20 protein-coding genes and 2 pseudogenes are annotated in these 23,062 nt (G+C 39.9%); 11 read left to right on the top strand and 11 right to left on the bottom strand.

Features of this window, described 5'->3' with window-relative positions; genetic code table 11:
- Window positions 1-273: 273 nt before the first annotated feature.
- The 3 genes and pseudogenes from QI031_RS27290 to QI031_RS27280 form a co-directional block, all read left to right on the top strand.
- Window positions 274-505 (top strand): annotated as a pseudogene (locus QI031_RS27290) (hypothetical protein); the annotation flags it as partial.
- Window positions 506-1,147: 642 nt separating this feature from the next.
- Window positions 1,148-2,227: a M4 family metallopeptidase gene (locus QI031_RS27285; protein WP_281482703.1), complete on the top strand. Its 1,080-nt coding sequence runs from the start codon at window positions 1,148-1,150 to the stop codon at window positions 2,225-2,227.
- Window positions 2,228-2,344: 117 nt separating this feature from the next.
- On the top strand, window positions 2,345-2,647 hold the full coding sequence (locus QI031_RS27280; protein WP_281482702.1) for a protealysin inhibitor emfourin: 303 nt from the start codon (window positions 2,345-2,347) through the stop codon (window positions 2,645-2,647).
- A gap of 85 nt (window positions 2,648-2,732) precedes the next feature.
- On the opposite strand, the gene QI031_RS27275 is transcribed toward QI031_RS27280, so the two are convergent.
- The 8 genes and pseudogenes from QI031_RS27275 to QI031_RS27240 all read right to left on the bottom strand — a co-directional run bounded on the left by QI031_RS27275 (window position 2,733) and on the right by QI031_RS27240 (window position 11,002).
- A complete protein-coding gene (locus QI031_RS27275) occupies window positions 2,733-3,572 on the bottom strand; it encodes a NifU family protein (RefSeq protein WP_281482701.1) in 840 nt (279 codons plus the stop codon).
- A 32-nt stretch (window positions 3,573-3,604) separates the two neighbouring features.
- Window positions 3,605-3,829: a hypothetical protein gene (locus QI031_RS27270; RefSeq protein ID WP_281482700.1), complete on the bottom strand. Its 225-nt coding sequence runs from the start codon at window positions 3,827-3,829 to the stop codon at window positions 3,605-3,607.
- Between the two features lie 8 nt (window positions 3,830-3,837).
- A complete protein-coding gene (locus QI031_RS27265; protein WP_281482699.1) occupies window positions 3,838-4,104 on the bottom strand; it encodes an asr0689 family protein in 267 nt (88 codons plus the stop codon).
- A 518-nt stretch (window positions 4,105-4,622) separates the two neighbouring features.
- Window positions 4,623-5,594 carry a hypothetical protein gene (locus tag QI031_RS27260; protein ID WP_281482698.1) on the bottom strand — a complete coding sequence of 324 codons (972 nt, stop codon included), beginning with the start codon at window positions 5,592-5,594 and terminating at the stop codon, window positions 4,623-4,625.
- Between the two features lie 616 nt (window positions 5,595-6,210).
- A complete protein-coding gene (locus tag QI031_RS27255; RefSeq protein WP_281482697.1) occupies window positions 6,211-6,906 on the bottom strand; it encodes an MBL fold metallo-hydrolase in 696 nt (231 codons plus the stop codon).
- A gap of 153 nt (window positions 6,907-7,059) precedes the next feature.
- A pseudogene (locus tag QI031_RS27250) lies at window positions 7,060-7,836 on the bottom strand (ISKra4 family transposase); the annotation flags it as partial.
- 391 nt (window positions 7,837-8,227) lie between these two features.
- Window positions 8,228-8,719, bottom strand: coding sequence for a molybdenum cofactor biosynthesis protein MoaE (locus QI031_RS27245; protein ID WP_281482696.1), 492 nt, complete (start codon window positions 8,717-8,719; stop codon window positions 8,228-8,230).
- 15 nt (window positions 8,720-8,734) lie between these two features.
- Complete coding sequence (locus QI031_RS27240; protein WP_281482695.1) at window positions 8,735-11,002, bottom strand: RelA/SpoT family protein; 2,268 nt, start codon at window positions 11,000-11,002, stop codon at window positions 8,735-8,737.
- A gap of 235 nt (window positions 11,003-11,237) precedes the next feature.
- Between QI031_RS27240 and patD the strand changes: the two genes are divergently transcribed.
- The 4 genes from patD (at window position 11,238) to QI031_RS27220 (ending at window position 16,756) form a co-directional block, all read left to right on the top strand.
- The gene (gene patD / locus QI031_RS27235) at window positions 11,238-11,591 is read left to right on the top strand and encodes a heterocyst frequency control protein PatD (protein WP_281482694.1); all 354 of its coding nucleotides are present in this window, start codon (window positions 11,238-11,240) and stop codon (window positions 11,589-11,591) included.
- Window positions 11,592-11,880: 289 nt separating this feature from the next.
- Entirely contained in the window at window positions 11,881-14,400 is a 2,520-nt protein-coding gene (locus tag QI031_RS27230; RefSeq protein ID WP_281482693.1) for a penicillin acylase family protein, read from the top strand.
- 33 nt (window positions 14,401-14,433) lie between these two features.
- Window positions 14,434-14,898: a hypothetical protein gene (locus tag QI031_RS27225; RefSeq protein WP_343217829.1), complete on the top strand. Its 465-nt coding sequence runs from the start codon at window positions 14,434-14,436 to the stop codon at window positions 14,896-14,898.
- Between the two features lie 976 nt (window positions 14,899-15,874).
- On the top strand, window positions 15,875-16,756 hold the full coding sequence (locus QI031_RS27220; protein ID WP_281482692.1) for an SDR family NAD(P)-dependent oxidoreductase: 882 nt from the start codon (window positions 15,875-15,877) through the stop codon (window positions 16,754-16,756).
- Here the strand turns inward: QI031_RS27220 and QI031_RS27215 are convergent.
- Window positions 16,753-16,908 (bottom strand): hypothetical protein, encoded by a 156-nt coding sequence (locus QI031_RS27215; protein ID WP_281482691.1) that lies wholly within the window; start codon window positions 16,906-16,908, stop codon window positions 16,753-16,755. The two genes, QI031_RS27220 and QI031_RS27215, sit on opposite strands and share 4 nt — an antisense overlap.
- Here QI031_RS27215 and QI031_RS27210 point away from each other — a divergent pair.
- The 3 genes from QI031_RS27210 to QI031_RS27200 are packed head-to-tail and all read left to right on the top strand — an operon-like array spanning window position 16,899 to window position 19,522.
- Window positions 16,899-18,365: a glycosyl hydrolase family 57 gene (locus QI031_RS27210; RefSeq protein WP_281482690.1), complete on the top strand. Its 1,467-nt coding sequence runs from the start codon at window positions 16,899-16,901 to the stop codon at window positions 18,363-18,365. The two genes, QI031_RS27215 and QI031_RS27210, sit on opposite strands and share 10 nt — an antisense overlap.
- Window positions 18,366-18,392: 27 nt before the next feature.
- Window positions 18,393-18,914, top strand: a complete 522-nt coding sequence (locus tag QI031_RS27205) for a GNAT family N-acetyltransferase (RefSeq protein ID WP_281482689.1) — start codon at window positions 18,393-18,395, stop codon at window positions 18,912-18,914.
- A gap of 23 nt (window positions 18,915-18,937) precedes the next feature.
- A complete protein-coding gene (locus tag QI031_RS27200; protein ID WP_281482688.1) occupies window positions 18,938-19,522 on the top strand; it encodes a YdeI/OmpD-associated family protein in 585 nt (194 codons plus the stop codon).
- Between the two features lie 172 nt (window positions 19,523-19,694).
- On the opposite strand, the gene QI031_RS27195 is transcribed toward QI031_RS27200, so the two are convergent.
- Window positions 19,695-20,132 (bottom strand): DUF488 family protein, encoded by a 438-nt coding sequence (locus QI031_RS27195; RefSeq protein ID WP_281482687.1) that lies wholly within the window; start codon window positions 20,130-20,132, stop codon window positions 19,695-19,697.
- A gap of 3 nt (window positions 20,133-20,135) precedes the next feature.
- Window positions 20,136-20,957, bottom strand: coding sequence for a hypothetical protein (locus QI031_RS27190; RefSeq protein ID WP_281482686.1), 822 nt, complete (start codon window positions 20,955-20,957; stop codon window positions 20,136-20,138).
- A gap of 456 nt (window positions 20,958-21,413) precedes the next feature.
- Between QI031_RS27190 and QI031_RS27185 the strand changes: the two genes are divergently transcribed.
- On the top strand, window positions 21,414-23,048 hold the full coding sequence (locus QI031_RS27185) for an adenylate/guanylate cyclase domain-containing protein (protein ID WP_281482685.1): 1,635 nt from the start codon (window positions 21,414-21,416) through the stop codon (window positions 23,046-23,048).
- Window positions 23,049-23,062 lie beyond the last annotated feature (14 nt).

Below are 23,062 nucleotides of genomic sequence, written 5' to 3'. Positions count from 1 at the left end.
CACTAAACAGTGTTTAAAAACTCAAACTATGTAGAAATATTAAGTTACTTTAACTAGTATTACACACATACTGGAGTTTGGATTAGGCAACGAGAAACAACTCAGCAACACTGAGTTGGAAAGAAACAGATTTCAAGGACGAAAATTTACAGTATTAAGCAGATTCTGGTTGCTCTTTATGGGGTATAGCTAATGTCTGCTTTAATGTTACTCGTCTTCAAAACCAAAGGAGCGTAGCGGGGCGTAGCCCATTATCAATTACGAATTATGTTGACAGAAGTTCGCGCGAAAGTCGGTACTAGCACTACTCAAGGACACTCAAGGACACTCTAGTCAAGACCAACTTGCTACTTTAGATACTCAGTTGCAAATGCTGACAACAGCCGGATTTAAGACAATAGCAGTACCTTGGAAATATTATGGTTTAGCTGTGTTTGGTGGCTGGCTAGAAAATTGCTGCTCCCATCAATCTATTTATATCAGGACTTATACCGTTTTACTTTAAAGTTGATACATTTGGGCAAGCAGGGGAAGCAGCACTTCGGCTACGCGGCAGTTGAGCGTAGTCGAAACTCAGTGACCGGAGGCAGGGGGAGTAAGAAAAGTAATTTGTATCAATAATTTCGTGAAATGGTATTACGCAAAAATAATGTAACTCCGTCATTACGAGCGATAGCGAAGTAATCTACCCAAACGCTGGGATTGCTTCCCTACACTCCGTTCCGGTCGCAATGACAATATCGGCGTTGCGTAAGTCCTATATATAACAAAACAGTAATAAATAGCACAATCATCCAAGACAGGAACTATTATATAAACCCATTGGGTTTGTAAAACAGACTTGGCAACTAATGCAAAAATTGAGGTACTGTCCACTATCAACAGACATATCCGACAATCAAGAGTAAAACATATTTTCAGAAGACAATCTAATGGTCTGTCTCATTAATTTTGATTGGTTCGTAGTAAGCACTTTAGGGCTTAAAAATCAGGACTAAAGTCCTGACTACGAACTTAATTATTTCCTGATAACTAGTGAGACAGACCACTAGGAAAATGCCTTTTGCATTAGTTTTTCTGCTTCTTTCCACAGTGGAGTTAATGCCGCTGTCTGCCATGACTTAGTTTTCAAAGGAGAATATCTTGGATGGCTCGAAATAAAAGAAAATCGTCTGAGTTTAAGTGTGAGCATCCATTAAATAATAGATGCCCTATTTGTTGCATAGTCCCGCCACATATCCTAGAAAATGTTGTGGTGAATGGCAACCCCCAGCAACGTGCTTGGGCTTTTCGGACATTAAATGTTTCAGCGCAGTTTCGTGGACGGCGAGATATTATAGGTGGTGTTTCCTTTGCACCCTCTCCTGGCGAGAAGCGCCGTACTATCTATGATGCTAAAAATAGTCAACAACTCCCTGGTACTATAGTGCGGGGTGAAGGTGATCCTCCTAGCAGTGATGAATGTGTGAATGAAGCCTACGATTCTGCTGGTGCGACTTATGAGTTATTTTATGAAATATTTGATCGCAATTCTATCGATGATAAAGGATTGCGTTTAGACTCTACTGTGCATTACGGTGTCAAGTATGATAACGCCTTCTGGAATGGCGACCAAATGGTTTATGGTGATGGCGACGGAGAACTATTTCAACGCTTCACCACGTCAATTGATGTAATCGCACATGAACTAACTCATGGTATAACTCAGTATGAAGCTGGTTTACAGTATTACGGCGAACCTGGGGCGTTAAATGAATCTATGTCTGATGTTTTTGGTTCCTTGGTAAAACAAAAGGTAAAAAACCACAAAGCAGAAGATGCAGATTGGATCATTGGGGAAGGTTTGTTAACATCGAATGTCAAGGGTGTAGGCATTCGTTCTATGAAAGCACCAGGAACAGCATACGATGATGCCGTATTGGGTAAAGATCCACAGCCAGGTCACATGCAAGATAAATATACTGGTGATGAGGATAATGCTGGGGTGCATATCAATTCAGGTATCCCTAATTATGCTTTTTATCTAGCAGCAGTTGAGATTGGTGGCTACGCGTGGGAAAAGGCTGGTAAGATCTGGTATATTGCTTTACGCGATCGCTTGCGTCCTAAATCAGATTTTAAAAAAGCTGCTAATATAACTATTCAAATTGCTGGTGAACTTTACGGTATCAGCAGTCATGAGCAAAAAGCAGTGCAGAACGCTTGGCACAAAGTAGGAGTTCTTTAACAGTTATCAGTTACCAGTTATCAGTCATCAGTTACTAATGTTGCTAAACTGGGAGATGAAAACTTTCACCTCCCAGTCTTTTTATTTCTCCCCTTTTGACAATAACGGAGAGCAAAAATGCGGATCTCGTTTGAACGCACGGGCGGTTTTGCTGGGATTAGTAAGAAAACAACACTTGACACGGCTACTTTACCGCCCAAAGAAGCTAAGGAACTGCCTGTGCTGGTCGAAGCTGCCGATTTATTTCAGTTACCGGAAAAAATTACTTCCTCTCATCCCCAGAGCGATCGCTTTCAGTATAAATTGACAATAGAAGACAACGGTAAGCAGCATACGGTAACTGTAAGTGAGACAGCATTACCAGGGACTTTGAGACCTTTAATTGAATGGCTCAATCATACAGCCCAGAAAAAATCATAGAATTTCTGAATCTCAACTCAACTTTACTGTACTAATGCGATGTCAATGCGATTTCGACGACGGGTTAAAACCTACCAAATAGTTTTTATAATTTCACAAAAATCTTATCGCCCTTAATTTGTAGCTGATATGGCTGAAGCGAAACATCAAGGGCAGTTAAGCATTCACCTGTTTCTAAATTGTACTGAAATCCGTGGGCAGGACAAGTGATAATACCATTTTCAACTTTCCCTGCTTCTAAAGGAGATCCTAAGTGAGCGCAAGCATTACGGTAACAGGTAATATTTACACCTTGACGATATAAAAGCAGTGATTTACCAGCAATTTTTACTGCTAATACACTAGATTCAGGAACTTGATTAAAAGTTGCGACTTTAAACCAAGTCGAAGTTACTGTTGGAGAAAAGGGGCTGACTAAACCAGAATTAGCATTATCAATAGAAAGATTTTTGTTAACAGCAATTACTTGAGTAATCTCAGGACAATATTTTTTAATTGCTTGTTCTACTCCTTGAGATAAAGTTAAAGTAGAAGCTGGACAACTGCTACAAGTTCCAATCAATTTTACTTCTACTGTATCTGGTAGTTTAATTCCTATTAATTCTACATCTCCCTTATGACTTTGTAAGCCTGGACGAACTTCTTCAAGGGCAGTTTGAATACGTTCTGTTAGAGGTGGCTTTGGTGGTTTAACTAATTCATGATAAAGCAGTACTGCATATATTACTTCATCTTCAACAGCATGACGCAAAGCTGGCATTGATTCTTGTTTGAGATTTTTAATCAAACGAGCCAATGCTTCTTTATGCAAAGCTTCAATTACTCTTTTGAGTCCTACCACTACACACCGCTGGCTTTCATCCCAATCAGATATAATTGCCTCAAAGCGGTTGATTTCTTCAATTAATTCTTCCAGATTAGTCATTAGTCAACAGTGAATAATAAACAACTAACGACTTACTTCATTTTGAAGTCTTTAAGGAGAAATGGCATCATCATACCCGTTACCAAACTGGATAATATAATTGGTAAATAAAAAGGTATTTCTACTTGTGCTAATAATACAAATAAAATCAAACCTCCAGTAATACCAATAGCAGTTTGCTGGACAAAATACATCGGGTCACGTAGTAGCTTTCCTTTAAAAAATAACTTAGCGGAAAACCATCCTATTTCCAACATAATTACTCCTAATAGTTTTGTAATAAGGTTAGTACAGCTAATCCTAAAAGTATGGCGGGAATTGCACCAGCCGGAGCGAATAATGCTCCCAACATTGCTGAAAAAGCATAACCGATGTCTTTACCAGCCAATATCATGCCGCCAATTGCACCGCCAATCATAGACATAGCTGTTGCTAGAACTAACCACAATAATCCTGTAACTAGGTTCAAGTCACCAGTCGCCATGTTTGTGAGAAAATCACTGATAGCAGGACTGGTCAAAACATCCTTCATGTTGTTTTTATCTCCTTGTTAATCATTGAGAATTAGGAATTATAGCGCTTCTCGGTTGCATGGAATACACTCCAGAAATAAAAGAGGCTAGGAACTAGAGGCTAGGGGCTAGAGTGGTGTATTTCATTCATCAGAAAACCGCTATAATCCTTAACCAAAAAGTATTGAATCTCATCCGACAATGCTTGGGGTTGGTTTGCTCACTGTGGTCTATTCATCTGAAAAACGCTGTAAAAAATATTGATTTACGTTACGGGGGTTAGTTGTCAGTTGTTATACCATTTCACGAAATTACTGATACAAATTACTTTTCTTACTCCCCCTGCCTCCGGTCACTGAGTTTCGACTACGCGGCAATCGAGCGAAGTCGAGATTCAACTGCCGCGTAGCCGAAGTGCTGCTTCCCCTGCTTCCCCTGCTTGCCCAAATGTATAAACTTTAAACTAAAATGGTATTAGTTATTATTATTCTGGCTTCCCCTAGTTACCTATTTATTTTTGTTGTTGGAGTTTTTATTGTTAACTAATCCCCATTTCTGCTTCTAGATCTTGTATTGCTTGTGATATTACTTCTGCTTGTTCCATTTGTTGGTGTTGAGTAAAAATTTCCCAAGCTTGTTGATAATAATTATACGCTTTGAGGAGATTTTTAGGATTACCAATTTCTGGTTTTTCTAGCTCATCAGGTAAGTTGAATAAAGCATTAGCTTTGTTAGAAATTGTGTTAGCATATTCTATGGGTGTATCTTTAGAGTTACGCACTTTTAGCGCTTCATCATAAGCTGCGATCGCCCGCAAGTTATTCTCTACAGGATGAGAACTCACTAGATATTGCAAAGCATTACCCAAATTGTTTTGCAACATCGCATATTCTCTAGGATGATCAATCAAGTTAATATGCTTCAGCGCCACTTCAAAAGACTGTACAGCTAACCCCTGACGCAAGTATTCCCGTTCTGATGCCATTGGCATAGAAAGATAAGCGATCGCAATATTGTTATATAAAATCGCGTATTCTTGGGGATAATCCTCCCAGGTAAACACCCGCAAAGCCTCGTGATAAGCTTGGATGCTGTCGGTTATGCGTGCCAAATTAAACGGTACAAGGGACTGCAACGCTAGCCCGAAATTCATCTGCGCTTCTGCCACTTCTTCTGGTGAAGCCAACTCTTGTAAAATCGGCAACGCTTCTTCATAACCTGCTTTCGCTTGCATTAACAGTTGAGTTCCCGCATCCGGTATTGTCTGTAACGTTCCTGCCATACCTATCTGGGCGCGGGCTTTCAGTAGGGGATACTCCTCACCACACAATTCGTCAGCCCGGTAATAAAGAGAAACTGCATTTCGCAAGTCTTGGGCAGTTTTGGGCTTTTTTTGAAAGCCTTGTGCCATCTCGATCAGCATTTGGATTTTTTCTGCAACCGTAGCTGACTCCGAGGCAATGGCGGCGATCGCTGCCTTTACTGCTGAATCTGTAATGCTGGGGGTCATAACTACCGTACTCTAGCCAATGGGGGAATTGAGTTTGTCAATGCCTACAAAAGATTAAGACACGCGATCGCATCTAAATTAGGGGCATCATGATTTACGCAGGCTTGAGTCGAGTTTGGGGATTGGGTAATTTCCCAGTTCCTAATTCTTGGTTCCCTGGAATTGAGTGAATCAATTTTTTTACTATAAAACAATCTATTGATAAATTTCTAGGGGGAAATTGCCAATATTAATGTCAGCTTTAAATACCTAAAACTTTTATTAGCTATTTTTGTATCAGTATTGAACAAATTAAAAATCGAGACATTCCAAATCCCTGACTTCTTAAAGAAGTCGGAGATCTTGTTATTCACGAATGATTTAAAACTATATATGACTTACGCAACGCCGATATTGTCATTGCGACCGGAACGGAGTGTAGGGAAGCAATCCCAGCGTTAGGGTAGATTACTTCGCTATCGCTCATAATGACGGAGTTATATTATTTTTGCGTAAGTCCTGCTATATATTAAATTATTGAAATATATTCCCAGCAAATTCTGTCTAATTGTCATCAAACACTAACTCAAAATCACTCTATTTTTTAAGATATTTTACTTCTTTACTAAACTGACCTTCAGAAGATTTTAGCTTCATTACCACAACGTTTATTTGCAGGAACAGCTTCCATAATTTTTTTAGGATCTGGTAAATTCAGGTTTTCCATCAATTCAATAAATTCTTCTCGGCTATGTCCAGCAAAACGTGGATTCCACTGTTTCTCTTCACCAATTGTTGATACAGTGTGACCCCGATAATCGTGAGCCGGATATACAAAAGTTTCATCTGGTAAGGTAAACAACCGTTGTGTTACTGAATCGTACAAAGTTCCTGCATCGCCACCTTGAAAATCTGTACGCCCGCAACCACGAATAAATAATGCATCTCCAGTAAATATTTTGTCATTAACTTTGTAAGTTAAATGGCTATTTGTATGTCCAGGAGTAGCTATAGCTTCAACCTTAATACTTCCTAATTGCAAAATTTCGCCATCTTTAATTAAGCGGTCTGCACAACTTACCTGTGCCTTTTCTGGAACAACACCCAAGCAACCTGTTAACTCTCGCAGTTTGGCTGTACCTGTAATGTGGTCAGCATGAACGTGAGTCTCTAAGCAATAACATAAAGATAACCCTAATTCTTGTAATAATTTTATGTCGCGTTCTACTTGCTCAACCACAGAATCAATTAGAATAGCTTGTTTGGTATTTTTATCAACAAGCAAATATGTATAGGTACTTGATTCTTGATCAAATAGTTGCCGAAGTTGCATAATTTAACTTTAATTTGTTGTTGATTTGACTAGGATATTAAGATCATGCAGTTCCACAGTTTCGGCTTGTTTTTGCTGCGGTATTCATCAAGCCCTGTTTCTAGTTTAACAGTAGCTTGTTAATATGGGGAGTATCTCAGTTTTTGAAGTGGCTCAAACCGACAATAATCCATTGAGGTAGGCACAGCGATGGGCGAGGACTTGAGGCACATTTTCTCGTTTCCATTGTGCCCGGTAAATTTTCGTTCGGCGGTCAACCTGTTTAACGGCAGATTCAACTGAACCAGAACCAATCGAACAAATTTCTTCAGCTTGATAATATTCGTAGTTAATAATGCGATTGCGATGTTTATCCAGATAATGGCAAAAGTTTTGAGCTTGTTTACCTTTACAATTGGTAAATAGGGCAATAGTAGCGTTAACTTGGCCTTTCCATAGTAGAGCTTGTGCTTGTTTCAAGCGTTTTAGCGAACCCCCAACTTGATGTAAGTTTTCTATCAAATGGAACCAATCAAGTACTTCTCGACACTGTACATCAGGGGCTAGTTGGTCAACAATATTCCAAATTCCATCATGTCCATCACCAACACAAGTAACTGTGTTAGCCAGCGGTTGGTTATTAACCCAATCAATTACAACCTGATTGTCTTGAAAGGACGTTCCAACCATTCCATTGTGATGTAAGCTAATTGCTTTATAGCCAAGCCAAGCGGATATTTCACCTTCAGTAGTGCGAACACGAATGTTTCCACCCCTTCGGGGTTCGCCAGTCCACTTGGCGGCATAGCCGCACGTGTGGCTGGACTCACCATCGACGCTTAATTCTTCAACCAAGTCTTCTTGTATTGGCAATTCAAAGTTTTGACGATGCACCAATCTTTGTTGACTGCTGCGGGAAACTTGTACGCCTGTAAAATATTCGATATCTGCTATTCAATATAAAGATGCATATAATAGTCAGAAACTAATACCAATTCTGTATCAAGATGCGCTTTAAAAACGAACCGCATACCGCTAAGGCGGAACTCGCAGAGATAGGACGCAAATAACTCTCTGAAACTCCTATTTCTCTGTGTACTCAGCGTCGCGCCAGTTGCTACAAGTCGGGGAACCCGCCCAACGCACTGGCTTCTCTGCGGTTAGATTTTCCGTTAGGAAACTGCGAGTTGATAGTGTCGAAACTCGGTTTACTATTATTTTATTTTCACGCAAGTCCGTTACCTGTGCGTAAGTCCTGTTAATTTTTCATTTTGCGGAAAGTGGGCGGTGTCGGTTTCCGTCCCGCCCAACTTTCCAAGACTAATTTTACATTTTTAATTCCCTAGGGGGTTGACTGTTCACAAGCATTAATACTTACCCAAGTGCTAGACAACTGACCATTTAGCCCGTCATACCATTCCTTTTTCCAAATAGGAGCATTGTGTTTGAGGGTATCAATAGCGTATTGACAAGCTGCAAATGCTTCACCGCGATGAGGACAACCAACAGCTACTAAAACACTAATTTCGCCAACTTGCAAACGCCCAGTACGGTGATAAATTACTACCCGTTTGACATCAGACCAAGAAGAGCGAATATCAGCAGCTATTTGATAAAATACTCGCAATGCCATTGGTTCGTATGCTTGATATTCTAAAGCAACTACAGGTTGTCCATCGGTTTGATTGCGAACCATCCCGCTCATAACTACTACTGCACCATTGGCTGGGTCGTCAGCTTTGGCATAAATCTCTTCAAGAGATAATGGCGCAAAAGTAATGGCAAAACTATCTTCAGTTCTTGGTTTAATTACAGAATTTAGTGTAGTTGTCATACAAAAATTATTATACTACTCGTCTATCTGACCTAGGCGGCGGATATTGAGAATGTCACTCATTTTTTTAATTTGGATAAACACTTGTTCCAATTGAGAGCGATCGCGTATATCTATTCCTAAGTCGATTAATGCTGGTTGACCAATAGCAGTTTTCACTTGAGCATGACGCACATTGATCCCTTGGTCACTTAACCGTGATAAAATATCTTTTAATACTCCCACACGATCAAGGGCTTCGATTTGAACATCCACTGGGTAAGTGTGAGGACGACCGCTATTTTCGATGGTTGAGTTCCAACTCACTGGTACTAAGCGCTCATATTCCACATTCTCTAAATTATGACAGCCTTGGCGATGAATTGAAATTCCTCTGCCTCTGGTAACTACGCCAATAATTGGTTCGCCGGGAATCGGGCTACAACAGCCAACGATATGATAAACTAATCCTTCCACTCCCACAATTGGCGAATCAGTCGCGCGGGAGGTCACCGGAGGAGCTTCTCGTAAGGCTTTAGCTGTAATTGAATCTTTGGGCAGAAATGGGATAGCAGTGGTAGCAGGTTGTTGTCCTTTTGCTACTTCTCGCCAACGATTTAATACTAAGTTCAGTGTTACTTCTCCGTAACCCAAACCAGCGAGTAAATCTTCCACGCTGTGATAATTACACTTTTCAGTGACGGTTTGCATGGCTTCTGACTTCAATAAGCTTTCAAAACCTGTTTTACCCAGTTCTTTTTCTAACAATTCTCGACCACGGGCAACATTTTCTTCGCGGCGCGATCGCTTGTACCATTGTTTAATCCGATATTTTGCTGCCGATGTTCTGACAAAGTTCAACCAATCCAAACTCGGATGGCCGGTCTTTTGGGTCATAATCTCCACAATGTCGCCATTTTGCAGCCGCGTAGATAGAGATACCATCCGCCCATTGACTCGCGCCCCAGTACAATGATTTCCAACTTCTGTATGAATCCGATAAGCAAAATCTACGGTAGTAGCACCAGGACTTAACGGTACAACATCCCCCTTAGGGGTGAAGACATAAACATCATCTTCAAATAGATTGTCTTTGACGCTATCAAGGTATTCTTGTGCGTCTTTGAGATCACTTTGCCATTCTAGGAGCTGACGCAACCAAGTAAACTTCTCATCTGTCGTTGTTAATTGGCTATTAGAACCACCTGTTTCTTTGTACTTCCAATGAGCTGCAATTCCATACTCGGCAATATGATGCATCTCTATCGTCCGAATTTGTATCTCCAATGGACGACCTGTCAACCCAATCACACCAGTATGCAACGATTGGTAACGGTTAGGTTTGGGCAATCCAATGTAGTCTTTAAATCTACCAGGAATTGGACGAAAAGCATCGTGAACTATTGCCAAAGCCCGATAGCATTCCTCATTGGTCTGGACAATAATCCGCAAAGCTGCCAAATCATAAATTTCATTAAATTCTTTTTGCTGCCGCTGCATTTTTTGGTAAATGCTATAAAGATGCTTGGGACGGCCGCTAATATCTTGGCAATGAATCCCAGCTTGCCGCAAACGCTCCTGCAAAATCTTTGTAGCTTTGGTCAATTTTTCTTCCCGCGCTGTCCGTTTTTCGGAAACATGGTGCTGAATTTCGCGGAAAGCTTCTGGTTCGAGATATTTAAACGCCAAATCTTCCAGTTCCCATTTAATCCGCCAGATCCCCAAGCGATTAGCTAGGGGAGCAAAGATATCTCGCGTTTCTTGAGCGCTACGGCGGCGACTACTTTCTGACATGTACTGTAAAGTTCGCATATTATGCAAACGGTCTGCCAGTTTCACCACAATTACTCGGATATCTTGCGCCATTGCCAAAAACATCCGCCGGAAATTTTCGGCTTGGCTTTCGGTTTTGCTATTGAAGTTAATTTTAGAAAGTTTGGTGACACCTTCTACCAACAGCCGCACTTCTGGGCCAAAACGCTCTTCTATTTCTTCGCTTGTAACTTCTGTATCTTCAACTACATCATGAAGAAATCCAGCTGCTATCATGGCAGGACTACCTCCCAAGTCACGCAGCAATCCAGCCACAGCAACGGGATGACTAATGTACAGTTCTCCTGATTTGCGGTATTGACCTTGATGTAGTTGGTAAGCAAATTCAAATGCTCGACCAATCAAGGCCAGATCATTATGCCTTCGGTCTTCTTCTGTGACGCTGCTATTTGCCGATGACTCCTTCAAACACTTTTTTAACCATTCCGGAATGGCAAGATCAGTCGAGGAACTTATAGCTATGCTGCTCATACAATTAAGACTACAGGGGGATCGGTGGATAGGTTTGAAAAGTGATTAGTTATCAGTTATCAGTTACTGATTAATCATCCATTCCGGGATTAAGGAATCATAATACTGAAAATCCATTTATGGCAAACAAAGCCTCAAAGCATGACTTGAGGCTTGTAATTTGAATGAGAAACTGAGTAAAGTCTATTGTAGAAGAAAATTTTCTTGACATTAATACTATCTTAACTAGCACTGGATGTCTCTAAAACATGAAAAATATCAGGGACTAGCAACATTGCTAGAAAAATTACGCTCTGATGCTATTACTACCGAGCTAGATGCAGTCCAACTGAAGCAGCATTTAGCTTCTTTACAGCAATTTTTTAGACAACAAATTGTACCTTTGGCTGATGCAGACTCAAAAGAGCAGTCTTACCGCACGGAGATGAGTAAGCAACTGCGCCTATTGGAAATAGACGTGATGTTTTTCCAAGGAGCGCGGCAGCCAGCTACTGCCCAAGCCAGACTTCAAACCATAGGCGATCGCTTGACAACTCTACTCAAATATTGTGATGCTATCCTCCAACAAGAAGACAATGGGGAAAAATAATAATTGTTCTCCTTTTTTTAAGTTATCTTATCATCCCATCTAACCCTTGTATTGGACAGTTATTTTCGCCACAACTGTAAAATCAGTAAATCTGATCCAAAATATAGGGACTAGGGACTAGGGGGGAAAGGAGAAAGATCAGGTACACATCTTTAAATTCAAGGCATTTTATTAACTCACCTCTGCACCCCGCACCCTGCCCCGGTTGTTGAGCGTAGTCGAAACACTGCCTCTTTTCCATGCCCCAAAAACTGTATAATGTCGCGTGATTAATTCACGACACCCACCGATGAAAAGCCCTAAAAAACGTTGGTTGCGAAAGGGACTGAAAGTTACTTTAGTTGTGCTGCTAATAGTGGGGCTATCGCTGGTAGGATTTATTATTTATAGTGTACGGCGTTCCTTTCCTGTAGAAAGTGGGGCGATCGCATTACCCAAAATTCAGGCTGAAGTCACAGTCCAGCGCGATAAATGGGGTATTCCTCACATTTGGGCTGACAATTCCCATGATTTGTTCATGGCGCAAGGTTATATTCACGCCCAAGATCGTTTCTGGCAAATGGATTTCTGGCGACACATTGGTTCTGGGCGACTAGCAGAAATGTTTGGTTCTTCTCAAGTGGAAACTGATCGATATCTGCGAACAATGAATTGGGCGGGGATCGCTAAACAAGAAATCCAACAAATGGATGCACAGATAAAGTCCAACTTACAAGCTTATGCTGATGGTGTTAATGCTTATCTGGCAAAGCATCAAGGCAGTGCATTAAGTCTAGAATATGCTGTACTAAAGTTGCTTAATCCTGGATACAAACCAGAACCTTGGCAACCCCTACACTCCCTCACTTGGGGTAAGGTGATGGCTTACGACTTGGGCAGAAATTTCCAAAGAGAAATTGAACGTACTATCTTGCTCAAAACCCTCACACCATTTCAAGTAGAAGAACTTTTTCCACCCTATCCTCAAGATTTACCTGTAATTTTGCCTCAGTCTTCAGTAGATACAAAAAACAACTTAAATTTATCAACCCAGATCCCCACCTTTCCAACTGAAGCTATAGCTTCTCTCAAATCAATTACCAAACCAATCACCGCTTTAGAAAAACTCATTGGTAAAACCGGAGTTAATGTCGGCTCAAATAGTTGGGTGATCTCAGGTCAACGCACAGCTACAGGTAAACCAATTCTGGCGAATGATCCTCACTTAGCTGTGCAGCTGCCTTCCATTTGGTATGAGATTGGTCTGCATTGCACCCCAAAAAATACCGAATGTCCCTATAACGTCACTGGCTTTTCTTTTGCGGGGATGATAGGGGTGATTGTTGGTCATAGCGATCGCATTGCTTGGGGTGTCACTAATGCACAAGCGGATGTCATGGATTTATACATCGAAAAAATTAATCCTAATAACCCCAATCAGTACGAAGTAAATGGACAATGGGTAGATATGCAACTTGTTAACGAGACACTAAAAGTTGCCGACAGCCAGCCGATTACCCAAACAATTCGCTACACTCGACACGGACCAATTCTCTCGGATGTTTCACCCAATCTCAAGCAGTTTAACCAAAATCAACAAGTAGAAGTACCACAAAACTATGCTGTTGCTTTACGCTGGACAGCCTTAGAACCTTCAAAACTGGTATATGCAATTCTCCAAATGAATCGCGCCCAAAATTGGCAAGAGTTCCGGGCGGCTGCCAGCAACTTTGATATTGCTTCGCAAAACTTAGTTTATGCTGACATTTTAGGTAATATTGGCTACCTTATGCCTGGAAAATTTCCGATCCGGGCTAAGGGGCAAGGACGCTATCCCGTTCCTGGTTGGACAGATGCTTACGAGTGGCAAGGTTATATAGACTTTGAGCAGTTACCTACAAGTTTTAATCCATCTCAAGGTTATATTGCTACCGCTAATAATTTAGTTGCTCGTGAATATCCTTACTTAATTACTACTGATTGGGTTTATGGCTACCGTGCCAAGCGTATTGTTGAAATGCTAGAACAGCAAACTCAACCTATTTCTGTTGCTTATATACAACAGATGCAAGGCGACAATCAAACCCTGAATGCACAAACATTAATCCCACTATTGCCAGCAATCTCTTTAAATACACCCCGTCAGGAAGCAGCACGAAAATTACTGCTGGATTGGGATTTACAACTAGAAATGACATCACCTGCTGCTGCTTTGTTTGAAACATTTTGGCAGCACTTGCTAGCAGATACCTTCCACGATCAGTTGCCGCAAGAATACTTTCCTGACGGAGGCGATCGCTGGTATGCTGTAATCCAAAATATTGTTAAACAACCCAATAGCATTTGGTGGGATCATCGCAACACTCCAAAAGTTGAAAACCGGGATCAAATTCTACAACAAGCTTTCATCGAAGCAGTAGATGAATTAGAACACCTACAAAGTAAAGACCCAAAAAATTGGCATTGGGGTAAGCTGCACACTATTACTTTTCGCAATGCAACTTTAGGCAAATCTGGAGTTGCACCGATTGAAGCTTTATTTAATCGTGGTGCTTTTATAACTGCGGGGAATGGGGAAACCCTAAATGCTAACCGCTGGAAGGCAGACCAATCTTCTTTTGCAGTAACTGATATTCCTTCTATGCGGATGATAGTAGATTTGGGGAATCTGGAAAACTCCCTCGCTGTTCATACTCCTGGACAATCAGGTCATGCTTTCCATAGACATTACACGGATCTGGTTGATCCCTGGCGTAAGATTGAATATCACCCAATGCTATGGAAACAGCAAATTAATAATGTTGCAAAATTGAGGTTGATTCCTCAATAATCGGCGTTGCTGAATCCGGGGATCAATTTAAGAATGCGGAGTGTCAAAGAAAAAATGCTAAGTATACTTAAAAGAACTGCTATACTTTTATTTGCTGCTGCGATCGCATTGTTATTTACTGGTTGTGGTGAAAGTAAAGTTGTCCAATGTAATAAACTCATCAAAGTTGCAAATCAGGCAACTGTCTTAGGTCAAGAACTTAGCAAAAATTCTCAGTCTGCAAAAAGCACTAAAGGCTTAACTGAAACTGCTACTAAAATAGACCAAATAGCTACACAAATGAAAGCACTCGAAATCAAAGATGAAAAACTGCAAAGCTTTCAGGGGCGATTTCTTAAACTTTATCAAGACAGTAGCAGGAATTTGAACCAGACAGCCATAGCTATAGATAAAAAAAATATCCCCGCTGCAAATAAATTTTTAGCATCCTTGAAAAAGAGTACTAACGAGGAAACTGCAATAATTAAGGAGATTAAAGGTTACTGTGCTGCTAAATAAGCAGTTTTGATGTAATCATATCAGGGATCAATCCATTACTTGAAAGTATGAAAATTGAGAGGTTCAGATCCCCGACTTCTTTGAGAAGTCGGGGATCTTGTTGTTCACAAATAGCTATAGGTTAAGTAAGAGATTCTCACATTTATTTGTGGCTCATTTCTTTTCAAGCTGACTAATGGTGATTTATGTTGAACGACCTACTAAATAAAATTTAAAATACCCTAATCAATAAAATTGATTAACTGCTATTAATAGCCCTTGATGAAAGTGCGATCGCCACAAAGTAAATAAACGAACCGCCAAGAACGCCAAGAACGCCAAGATAAAAGTTTATAAGAGTATTTAACAAGATTGCACCGATAAAAATTGCATAGCTTGCCTAATTTTGTATCTGTTGTTTCAAAATCAACAAATTCCTCATGGGATGACTGGAAATGTTAATTATATAAATTCAGTAAATCTGCTGACGACAATTTGCTCTATAAAGTTTCCAAAACTATATAACTTTTTTGCGTCTCAACTATGACTTAGGGATGACAATTTTTCAGGTTTTTGCATACCTTTAGGCTGATTGTCAGGAAACTTCTAAATTTATCCAGCCGCTATTTATAAAAACTTATTTCTCAAACCGTTGCTTATATATATACTGTTTGTTAACAAGTATTAAGAAATACTTATTAAAAAATATTGCAATCTCTTGATTTAATTGTTAGCGTGTGTTTGGCAGCGATACTGGTGAGCGCTCTAAATCTAAAGAGAGGTAAAACCTATGAGCTATATCCATCCAAACTAACGGCGTGAAGTGTTAATTTTCAATCTGGGAAATGCGGCTAATTTGATTTGGATGAGCAATGCAGATTAGCCCAAGAGTATTTTGTTGCCAAAGGCTTATTTTCATGTTGATTGATTTGTCTTACCTGACCCAGGATGCAAGACGAAAAATGCGGTAAGGCTGAGATTATGGAGGTGAAAACCGATGAATATTCAAGGTAAAGTTGCCCTAATTACTGGGGCTTCTCGTGGAATTGGCAGAGCGATCGCGCTGGAATTGGCGCAACAAAGAATGCAGCGGTTGATATTAGTAGCACGCGATCGCCAAAAGTTGGTTGAAGTAGCCAATGAAATCGAAGCGATGGGTGTCCAAGCGACGATATTAGCAATCGATTTGACTCGTACAGCTGAAGTCAATATAGCCATTGCCCAACTATGGCGCAATTATGGGCCGATTCATCTTTTGGTGAATTGTGCAGGAGTCGCATATCAAACTTCATTTTTGCGTTCAAAACTCCCCCAAGTTCAAGAAGAACTCTCTGTGAATTTATTGGGAATGTACACCCTCACTAGTCTGATCGCTCGACGCATGGCTAGTCAAAAACAAGGGACAATTGTGAACGTATCAAGCTTGATGGGGAAAGTAGCCGCACCGACAATGGCGACTTATTCTGCTACGAAGTTTGCCATTTTAGGATTTACCCAAGCCTTGCGGCGCGAATTAGCAGAACACAACATTGAGGTCAAAGCATTACTGCCTTCTTTGACAGATACAGACATGGTGCGCGACTTGAAATTATTTCGCTGGGTGATCCCCATGACTCCCCAAAAAGTAGCGCAAGCATTGATCATTGGATTACAAAATGATGCACCAGAAATTTTAGTAGGATGGCAAAGTCATTTAGCTGTGTGGTGTCAACGTTTAGCTCCTTGGTTGCTAGAGTTGATTTTACATATAGCAACTCCGCCAGCGCCAAGACGACCACAACCTCAGCAAAAACTGAGTTTCTGGAGTAAAATCCAACGTTTTAGCGATTTTGGTTTTTCTAGAAACATGGCTCATTTTGTCTCTGCACGGAAGTTCTAAGCGTGAAATTCATAGATGAGGAGTGTTAAAACTGGCAATCCTACGGTTAAAAGTCGTGGGATTGTTGAGTAATGCATATTAAAAATCAAGATTGCTACTGCGATCGCATAATTAGATATACCTTGTTTCGGAGCAATCAGAAATGCTTTCATCACCTGCTACTCTTTCTTCTTTGCCCGAAATCATTGATGGCTTGCCAAATATTTCTGGTCAAGAAACAGAAGTACTCGCCGTTGTTAACCAGGATGCGCCCGTATTCTTACCCTCAACGAATATCCGCTTAGAAGATATTAAAGCAGTATTTGCGATCGCTTTGCACATGCATCAACCAACTATCCCTGCGGGAGGTGACGGTGGATTGATTAGCAATCTGCAATACATGTTTGAACATCCCAACGAAGGAGATAACCACAACGCCGGGCCTTTTGCCTATTGTTATAGTCGCATGGGAGACTTTATTCCCGAACTCGTCAGTCAAGGTTGCAATCCCCGTGTGATGTTGGATTACTCTGGCAATCTTTTATGGGGACTCAGACAAATGGGACGGGTTGATATTTTAGACAACCTCAAGCGCATCACTTGCGATCCCACCTATCAACCTTATGTAGAGTGGTTGGGTACAATGTGGAGTCATGCCGTGATTCCTTCCACGCCTATACCAGATATTAAATTGCACATCTTAGCATGGCAACAATATTTTGCAGCAATTTTTGGTTGGTCTGCACTGGCACGAGTTAAAGGTTTTTCTCCTCCAGAAATGCACCTGCCAAATCACCCTGATACTTTATTTGAATTTGTCAAAGCCTTAAAAGAATGTGGATATCGTTGGCTACTTGTACAAGAACATTCTATAGAAACTCTTACAGGTCAACCAATTAGTCACAAACATTTACCACACCGTTTAATTGCCCGTAATTCCCAAGGTGAAACAATTAGCATCACAGCTTTGATTAAAACCCAAGGTTCAGATACTAAATTAGTTGCTCAGATGCAACCATACTATGAAGCCAAAACTTTATCTCCACAACAAGTAGGTAATGTATTGATCCCACCAATCGTCAGTCAAATTGGTGATGGCGAAAATGGTGGGGTGATGATGAATGAATTTCCCGGTGCTTTCAAACAAGCTTGGCATGAGATGGCTAATCAAGGCGGAGGAAAATCCGGTGTTGTTGGGGTATGTGGTACAGAATATTTAGAATTGATTGAAGCAGCTGGTTGTAAACCAGAAGATTACCCAACTTGTCAGCCAGCAGGACAACACCAAATTTGGCAGCAAGTTTCATTAGAAAATTTGCAACCTGAAGCAGTAGAAAATGCCATTGCAGAATTAAAACAAAGCAATTCTAATTTCCATGTTGATGGTGCTTCGTGGACGAATCATATCAGTTGGGTACAAGGATATGAAAATGTTTTGTCTCCAATGAATCAATTCAGCAGTTTATTTCATCAAAAACTCGATCAATTGCTGCCAACGGATTCATCTAAATATCGTCATGCTCTGCTGTATAATCTTTTGCTGCAAACTAGCTGTTTCCGGTATTGGGGACAAGGCGCTTGGACTGATTACGCCCGTGAAATTTATCGACGTGGTGAAAATTTACTGTGATAATATTTCCAAAATAGTCGTCTTGACATGGAGAAAGCTGGGGTAAACTTGCACTTAGAAAAGGTGACGGAATATCACGCCGATTTGCTGTACTTTCATCTGAGCAATCCGATATTATACGAGTACCTAGAAGAAGAGATACCGACGTTCTCGCAACTAAAGCAAAAGTATCAGTTCGCCGCCCTAGAAAAATCGCCCGACAATAACACAATGACCTGGTTAAAGTGGGTTGCAATACTCCCACAACACCAGTTTGTTGGAGTTGTTGAAATCGGTATTTTCGATGATGGATATGCAGAAATCGGCTTTATGACTTTTGCCGACTTCCAAAAACAAGGGTATGCTTTTGGTTATTGTTCAAGAGCGATCGCCTTAGCCAAAGAGCGTTTTAATTTTCCCATATTACACGCTTCTGTGAACGAGCAAAACCTAGCTTCTCGTAAGGTGCTGGAGAAGCTAGGTTTTGAGCTGCATAAAGCCAATAAAGATGCAGAATTTGTCAAAGGAAAACTTTCGGATGAACTTATTTATCGTCTGAATCTTTGCTAATCTCGACTTTAAGGAAACAGGTAATGCCAAAATTTGACGACCAACTGGAAACTATTTATGCTAGCGATCGCCAAGAATGGCGAGAATGGTTAAAAAAGAATCATCTCACCTCTATTGGTATATGGTTGATTTACTACAAAGTCAAAAGCGGTAAACCAAGCGTTAAATACAGCGAAGCAGTCAAAGAAGCTCTATGCTTTGGTTGGATTGATAGTAAAATCAAATCATTAGATAAAGACCGTTATCAGCAAATTTTCACACCTCGTAAACCGAAAAGTGTATGGTCAAAATTAAACAAACAATATATTGAAGAGTTAATTGCACAAGGCTTGATGACTGAAATAGGTTTGGAAAAAATTACAGTAGCCAAAGAAAATGGTTCATGGAAGTCTTTGGATGCAATTGAAGCATTAACAATTCCCATAGATTTGCAGCAAGCCTTAGAAGCAAACGCAACAGCCAACCATAATTTCGACGCATTTAGTAATTCATTAAAGAAGAATATTTTATTTTGGATTGACAGTGCAAAACGTCCAGAGACTAGGTTAAAGAGAATTGAACAAACTATCATTTCAGCAGCACAGAAAAAAAATCCATTGATACGGTAACTACTTGTAGCAGTTTAGTTTTTATTTGTATGAAGTATAAAGTTACAGGTTTTGAGGCAGTAGGTAGAAAGTATAAACTCTGTTTAGTTTATAAAAAAAAACGAGTCATCTTTAAATAACTCGTTTTTCATAAATTTGTGCTAATAACTTAATTCAATATCAAAGTAACATTTTATTCTAAATGTTTGATCTTCCTATCTACTAGCTTTTGTAGTTGTTGTGCAATATCTACCCTATGACAACGACATGAGTTCTTTTCAGCGCATAAGAGCAAAATAGTTCCGACTTGGGCTATTTCTGAAATCTCTTGTAGTGCAATAGCCGCTTCTTGATAATCAGGAGGAGCCCAATTATTATTACCTGATGTATTACCTAGAGAAACTTTAGAAATGTAGTTGATATTTTGTTTACAACAAACTGTCTCTATTATCTCTCCGTACCATTTACGGCTCCAAGCACGAGGATTTAATCTAACGTCAACAACGCAAATGACATGAAAATCTTTTAAATAAGCAAAAAATTCATCATAAGTATTTCTATTACCATAACCAAAGGTTAAGATGAATTTATCTGAATCATCATGTTTATTGCTGTATTCTGTATTGACCATTTTTTATATTTGAAAAAGACTTATCTGTTCATATTTTACTATAGGTGGATATACAAGACCAATAATCATGAAGCTATTTGCATGATTTTTTAAATTACCAATAATAAAATGTAAATCTTTCTCGTACATGAAGCTGTCTTCTAATTTCTGCCTGACTTTTTCCAAAGCATCTTTTTCTCGTGATTCTAAATCAGTAAAATTTGATTTATTTCTACAGTTTCTATACAATTGCATAATTTCCCAATCGCTTATACTATATTCATGTTTAATTCCATCATCATCGGTGAATTTATAACCAAATTTGTAAGGAATTTTTTCAAGATTTGACATAGGATTAGATGGTTCTAGTAAATCAAGCAACTCCAGTTGATCTTGTATTGCTTGCTGTTTAGGACTCCATTCTCTTTCTGTAGGTTTACAGAAATATTTCTCTATACTCAAAGGTTTTATAAGACCTAAAGATTTTTTTTGCTCTTGGATTTCTTTAGGAGATCTAAATTTAAAAGGCAAGATAATTTTTTTTATTTCTGCCCAGTTATTTTCAGTACTAACTTTTCTAATAACTTCAATTGAAGTATCTATTAGCCGAAAGCTTTCTGTCCTATAATCTTTATCATTTTTTTCAATTTCAGCACTAATAATACTCCATCTGGGGTAGCGTTTATCAATTTCTAATTCTCGAAATCTAATTGGATAAATACGAACCCATTGCAAGGGATTTTCATCATTGTCTAATAAAATTCCTGCTGTACATACAGTCTCTTTATATTTAATGCTTATTGAAGGATAAGTTTTTGTCGCTATTAAGATTTTTCTCCGTTCCATACACGTTATTTTTGTTAGATTAGGTTTTGAGCAAATGAGTATTTAAAATTGCTATAAGCTTGAGTAACTTAGTGTTATTCTAGAACCCAAACTCTTTTTTTGAGCAGGACTTACGCAAATAGTTTTGCGTAAGTCCTATTGAGAATACTAAGCTGTTGCATCTTTAATTTTCCATAGTATTCTCGTTGCAATAAGGGTTCCAGACCATAAAAAGTGCAATTTATCAGCACGGCAGCTTATATTCATAGTCTTACTCAACCGGAAGCAGACTACACTACTGGCACAGCAAACTCAAAATATCGAGTAACTCATATTTGAAAATGTAATATTTACTACGGGCAGTTGTCGTAATGCCATTAACAGTGTCATAAAGAAGAGGTAAAGGATTCACCCTGCGTATCCCTTACTTATAGAGATGCTTGCGCCCCCAATTTTCAGAATAGACATACCACACTCATGACTGAACTCACATTGCGGCTAAAACAGGGAGATACGGAAACAACGGTGACAGTGAATCAAAATGAGTTCACAATTGGCCGTTTACCGGAATGTGACTTGTACTTACCTTTTGGAGGAGTTTCTCGTAAGCACGCTAGGCTAGTCAAAACGGCTGATGGAGTTTGGAATATTGAGGATTTGGGGAGCAAAAACGGGACACAAGTGAATCAATGTCTTGTTAGTCATGCCCAAGAGTTACATCATGGTGATATTGTTTGGCTGGGAAATGTGAATTTGGTAGTGTTATTTGCCAATCCTGCTACACAGTTTATGACTAAGGATTTTGTATTATCAGAAGCTTCTGAGCCAAAAACAATTTTTCGTAATGTCAAACAACTGCAACAGCAATGGATAGAAGCCGATGGCAAAGATGGCGAAACCAGCAACAAAGACAAAACTATTGCCCGTCTTAAAGACCTAGTAGATATAGCCAAAAACCTCTGTGCAGCAGCATCTATAGAAGAGATTTTTTCCCAGGTGCAACAAGTCGTTTTTCGTTATCTCGATAGTATTGACCGCCTGGCATTATTAATTGATGTTGGTGGGTGTGGTCAGTTAGAGTTGGTGAATGCTGGTACTAGAGATGTTTCTGAGCAGGAATCTTTGGCTGCTGATGGTGATTGGATTAGTCGGAGTATCTGTCAAAAAGTATTTGAAGAAAAAATAGCCCTGCAAACCGCTGACACCCATAAAGATGAACGGTTTTCTGGGGAACATAGTATTTTGATTAAAGGTATTCGCAGTGCTATGGCTGTGCCTTTATGGGATGAAAATAAAGTTGTTGGTGTTCTCTACGCCGATGCTCATCTTTCTTCTTACCATTGGGCAAATGAAGGAGAGGAAGAACTCAGCTTTTTTTCGGCTTTAGCAAATCTTGTAGCTTCTAGTGTCCAACGTTGGCTGCTGGCAGAAAAACTCAAAACTGAAGAGGTGATTCGTCACCGACTAGAACGCTATCATTCGCCATCTGTTGTACAGCAGTTAATATCTGTAGGGGGATTACCAGATGGTCGTTTAGCTCCCGCAGAAAGCGAAATCAGTATTTTGTTCGCGGATTTGGTTGGCTTTACGGCGATTTCTGAAAGATTAACACCAACTGCGATCGCTCAATTGTTAAATAATTTATTTGAAGAGATGTTGCAAGAAGTGTTTGCCTACGGTGGCACTTTAGATAAGTATATTGGCGATTGTATTATGGCATTTTTTGGCGCTCCAGAACCACAATTAGATCACGCCGATCGCGCAACCGCAGCTGCTAAAGGAATGCTCACTCGTCTTGAACGTCTCAATGCTAACAGTTTTTGGCACGAACCCTTACAATTACGCATTGCAATTAATAGTGGTAAAGCTGTTGTCGGCGATGTTGGTAGTTCTCAGAGGGTTGACTACACAGCATTAGGAGCTACGATTAATCTTGCTGCTCGTATGGAAGCTGTTTGTCCTCCTAGCGAATGCGTGATCAGTGAAGCTACTTATATAATGCTTTCAAAGTCATCGGATTTCCAGGAAATGGGAGATCATCGTTTCAAGGGCATCGATCGTGCTGTCAAGGTTTATCAGACATGTATGCAAATGATAAGGAACAGGGAATAGAAAAAACTAGTAAA

The sequence above is a fragment of the Halotia branconii CENA392 genome, from assembly GCF_029953635.1.
In the GTDB taxonomy this organism is placed as follows: domain Bacteria; phylum Cyanobacteriota; class Cyanobacteriia; order Cyanobacteriales; family Nostocaceae; genus Halotia; species Halotia branconii.
Note: the sequence above shows the minus strand (reverse complement) of the source record. Positions and strands in the feature narration are given on the sequence as shown.

What these genes read in the sequence shown, in the direction of transcription:
- QI031_RS27285 (WP_281482703.1), top strand. Translation starts at nt 1,148, where the DNA reads ATGGCTCGAAATAAAAGAAAATCGTCTGAGTTTAAGTGTGAGCATCCA.
- QI031_RS27280 (WP_281482702.1), top strand. Translation starts at nt 2,345, where the DNA reads ATGCGGATCTCGTTTGAACGCACGGGCGGTTTTGCTGGGATTAGTAAG.
- QI031_RS27275 (WP_281482701.1), bottom strand. Translation starts at nt 3,572, where the DNA reads ATGACTAATCTGGAAGAATTAATTGAAGAAATCAACCGCTTTGAGGCA.
- QI031_RS27270 (WP_281482700.1), bottom strand. Translation starts at nt 3,829, where the DNA reads ATGTTGGAAATAGGATGGTTTTCCGCTAAGTTATTTTTTAAAGGAAAG.
- QI031_RS27265 (WP_281482699.1), bottom strand. Translation starts at nt 4,104, where the DNA reads ATGAAGGATGTTTTGACCAGTCCTGCTATCAGTGATTTTCTCACAAAC.
- QI031_RS27260 (WP_281482698.1), bottom strand. Translation starts at nt 5,594, where the DNA reads ATGACCCCCAGCATTACAGATTCAGCAGTAAAGGCAGCGATCGCCGCC.
- QI031_RS27255 (WP_281482697.1), bottom strand. Translation starts at nt 6,906, where the DNA reads ATGCAACTTCGGCAACTATTTGATCAAGAATCAAGTACCTATACATAT.
- QI031_RS27245 (WP_281482696.1), bottom strand. Translation starts at nt 8,719, where the DNA reads ATGACAACTACACTAAATTCTGTAATTAAACCAAGAACTGAAGATAGT.
- QI031_RS27240 (WP_281482695.1), bottom strand. Translation starts at nt 11,002, where the DNA reads ATGAGCAGCATAGCTATAAGTTCCTCGACTGATCTTGCCATTCCGGAA.
- patD (WP_281482694.1), top strand. Translation starts at nt 11,238, where the DNA reads ATGTCTCTAAAACATGAAAAATATCAGGGACTAGCAACATTGCTAGAA.
- QI031_RS27230 (WP_281482693.1), top strand. Translation starts at nt 11,881, where the DNA reads ATGAAAAGCCCTAAAAAACGTTGGTTGCGAAAGGGACTGAAAGTTACT.
- QI031_RS27225 (WP_343217829.1), top strand. Translation starts at nt 14,434, where the DNA reads ATGCGGAGTGTCAAAGAAAAAATGCTAAGTATACTTAAAAGAACTGCT.
- QI031_RS27220 (WP_281482692.1), top strand. Translation starts at nt 15,875, where the DNA reads ATGAATATTCAAGGTAAAGTTGCCCTAATTACTGGGGCTTCTCGTGGA.
- QI031_RS27210 (WP_281482690.1), top strand. Translation starts at nt 16,899, where the DNA reads ATGCTTTCATCACCTGCTACTCTTTCTTCTTTGCCCGAAATCATTGAT.
- QI031_RS27215 (WP_281482691.1), bottom strand. Translation starts at nt 16,908, where the DNA reads ATGAAAGCATTTCTGATTGCTCCGAAACAAGGTATATCTAATTATGCG.
- QI031_RS27205 (WP_281482689.1), top strand. Translation starts at nt 18,393, where the DNA reads ATGGAGAAAGCTGGGGTAAACTTGCACTTAGAAAAGGTGACGGAATAT.
- QI031_RS27200 (WP_281482688.1), top strand. Translation starts at nt 18,938, where the DNA reads ATGCCAAAATTTGACGACCAACTGGAAACTATTTATGCTAGCGATCGC.
- QI031_RS27195 (WP_281482687.1), bottom strand. Translation starts at nt 20,132, where the DNA reads ATGGTCAATACAGAATACAGCAATAAACATGATGATTCAGATAAATTC.
- QI031_RS27190 (WP_281482686.1), bottom strand. Translation starts at nt 20,957, where the DNA reads ATGGAACGGAGAAAAATCTTAATAGCGACAAAAACTTATCCTTCAATA.
- QI031_RS27185 (WP_281482685.1), top strand. Translation starts at nt 21,414, where the DNA reads ATGACTGAACTCACATTGCGGCTAAAACAGGGAGATACGGAAACAACG.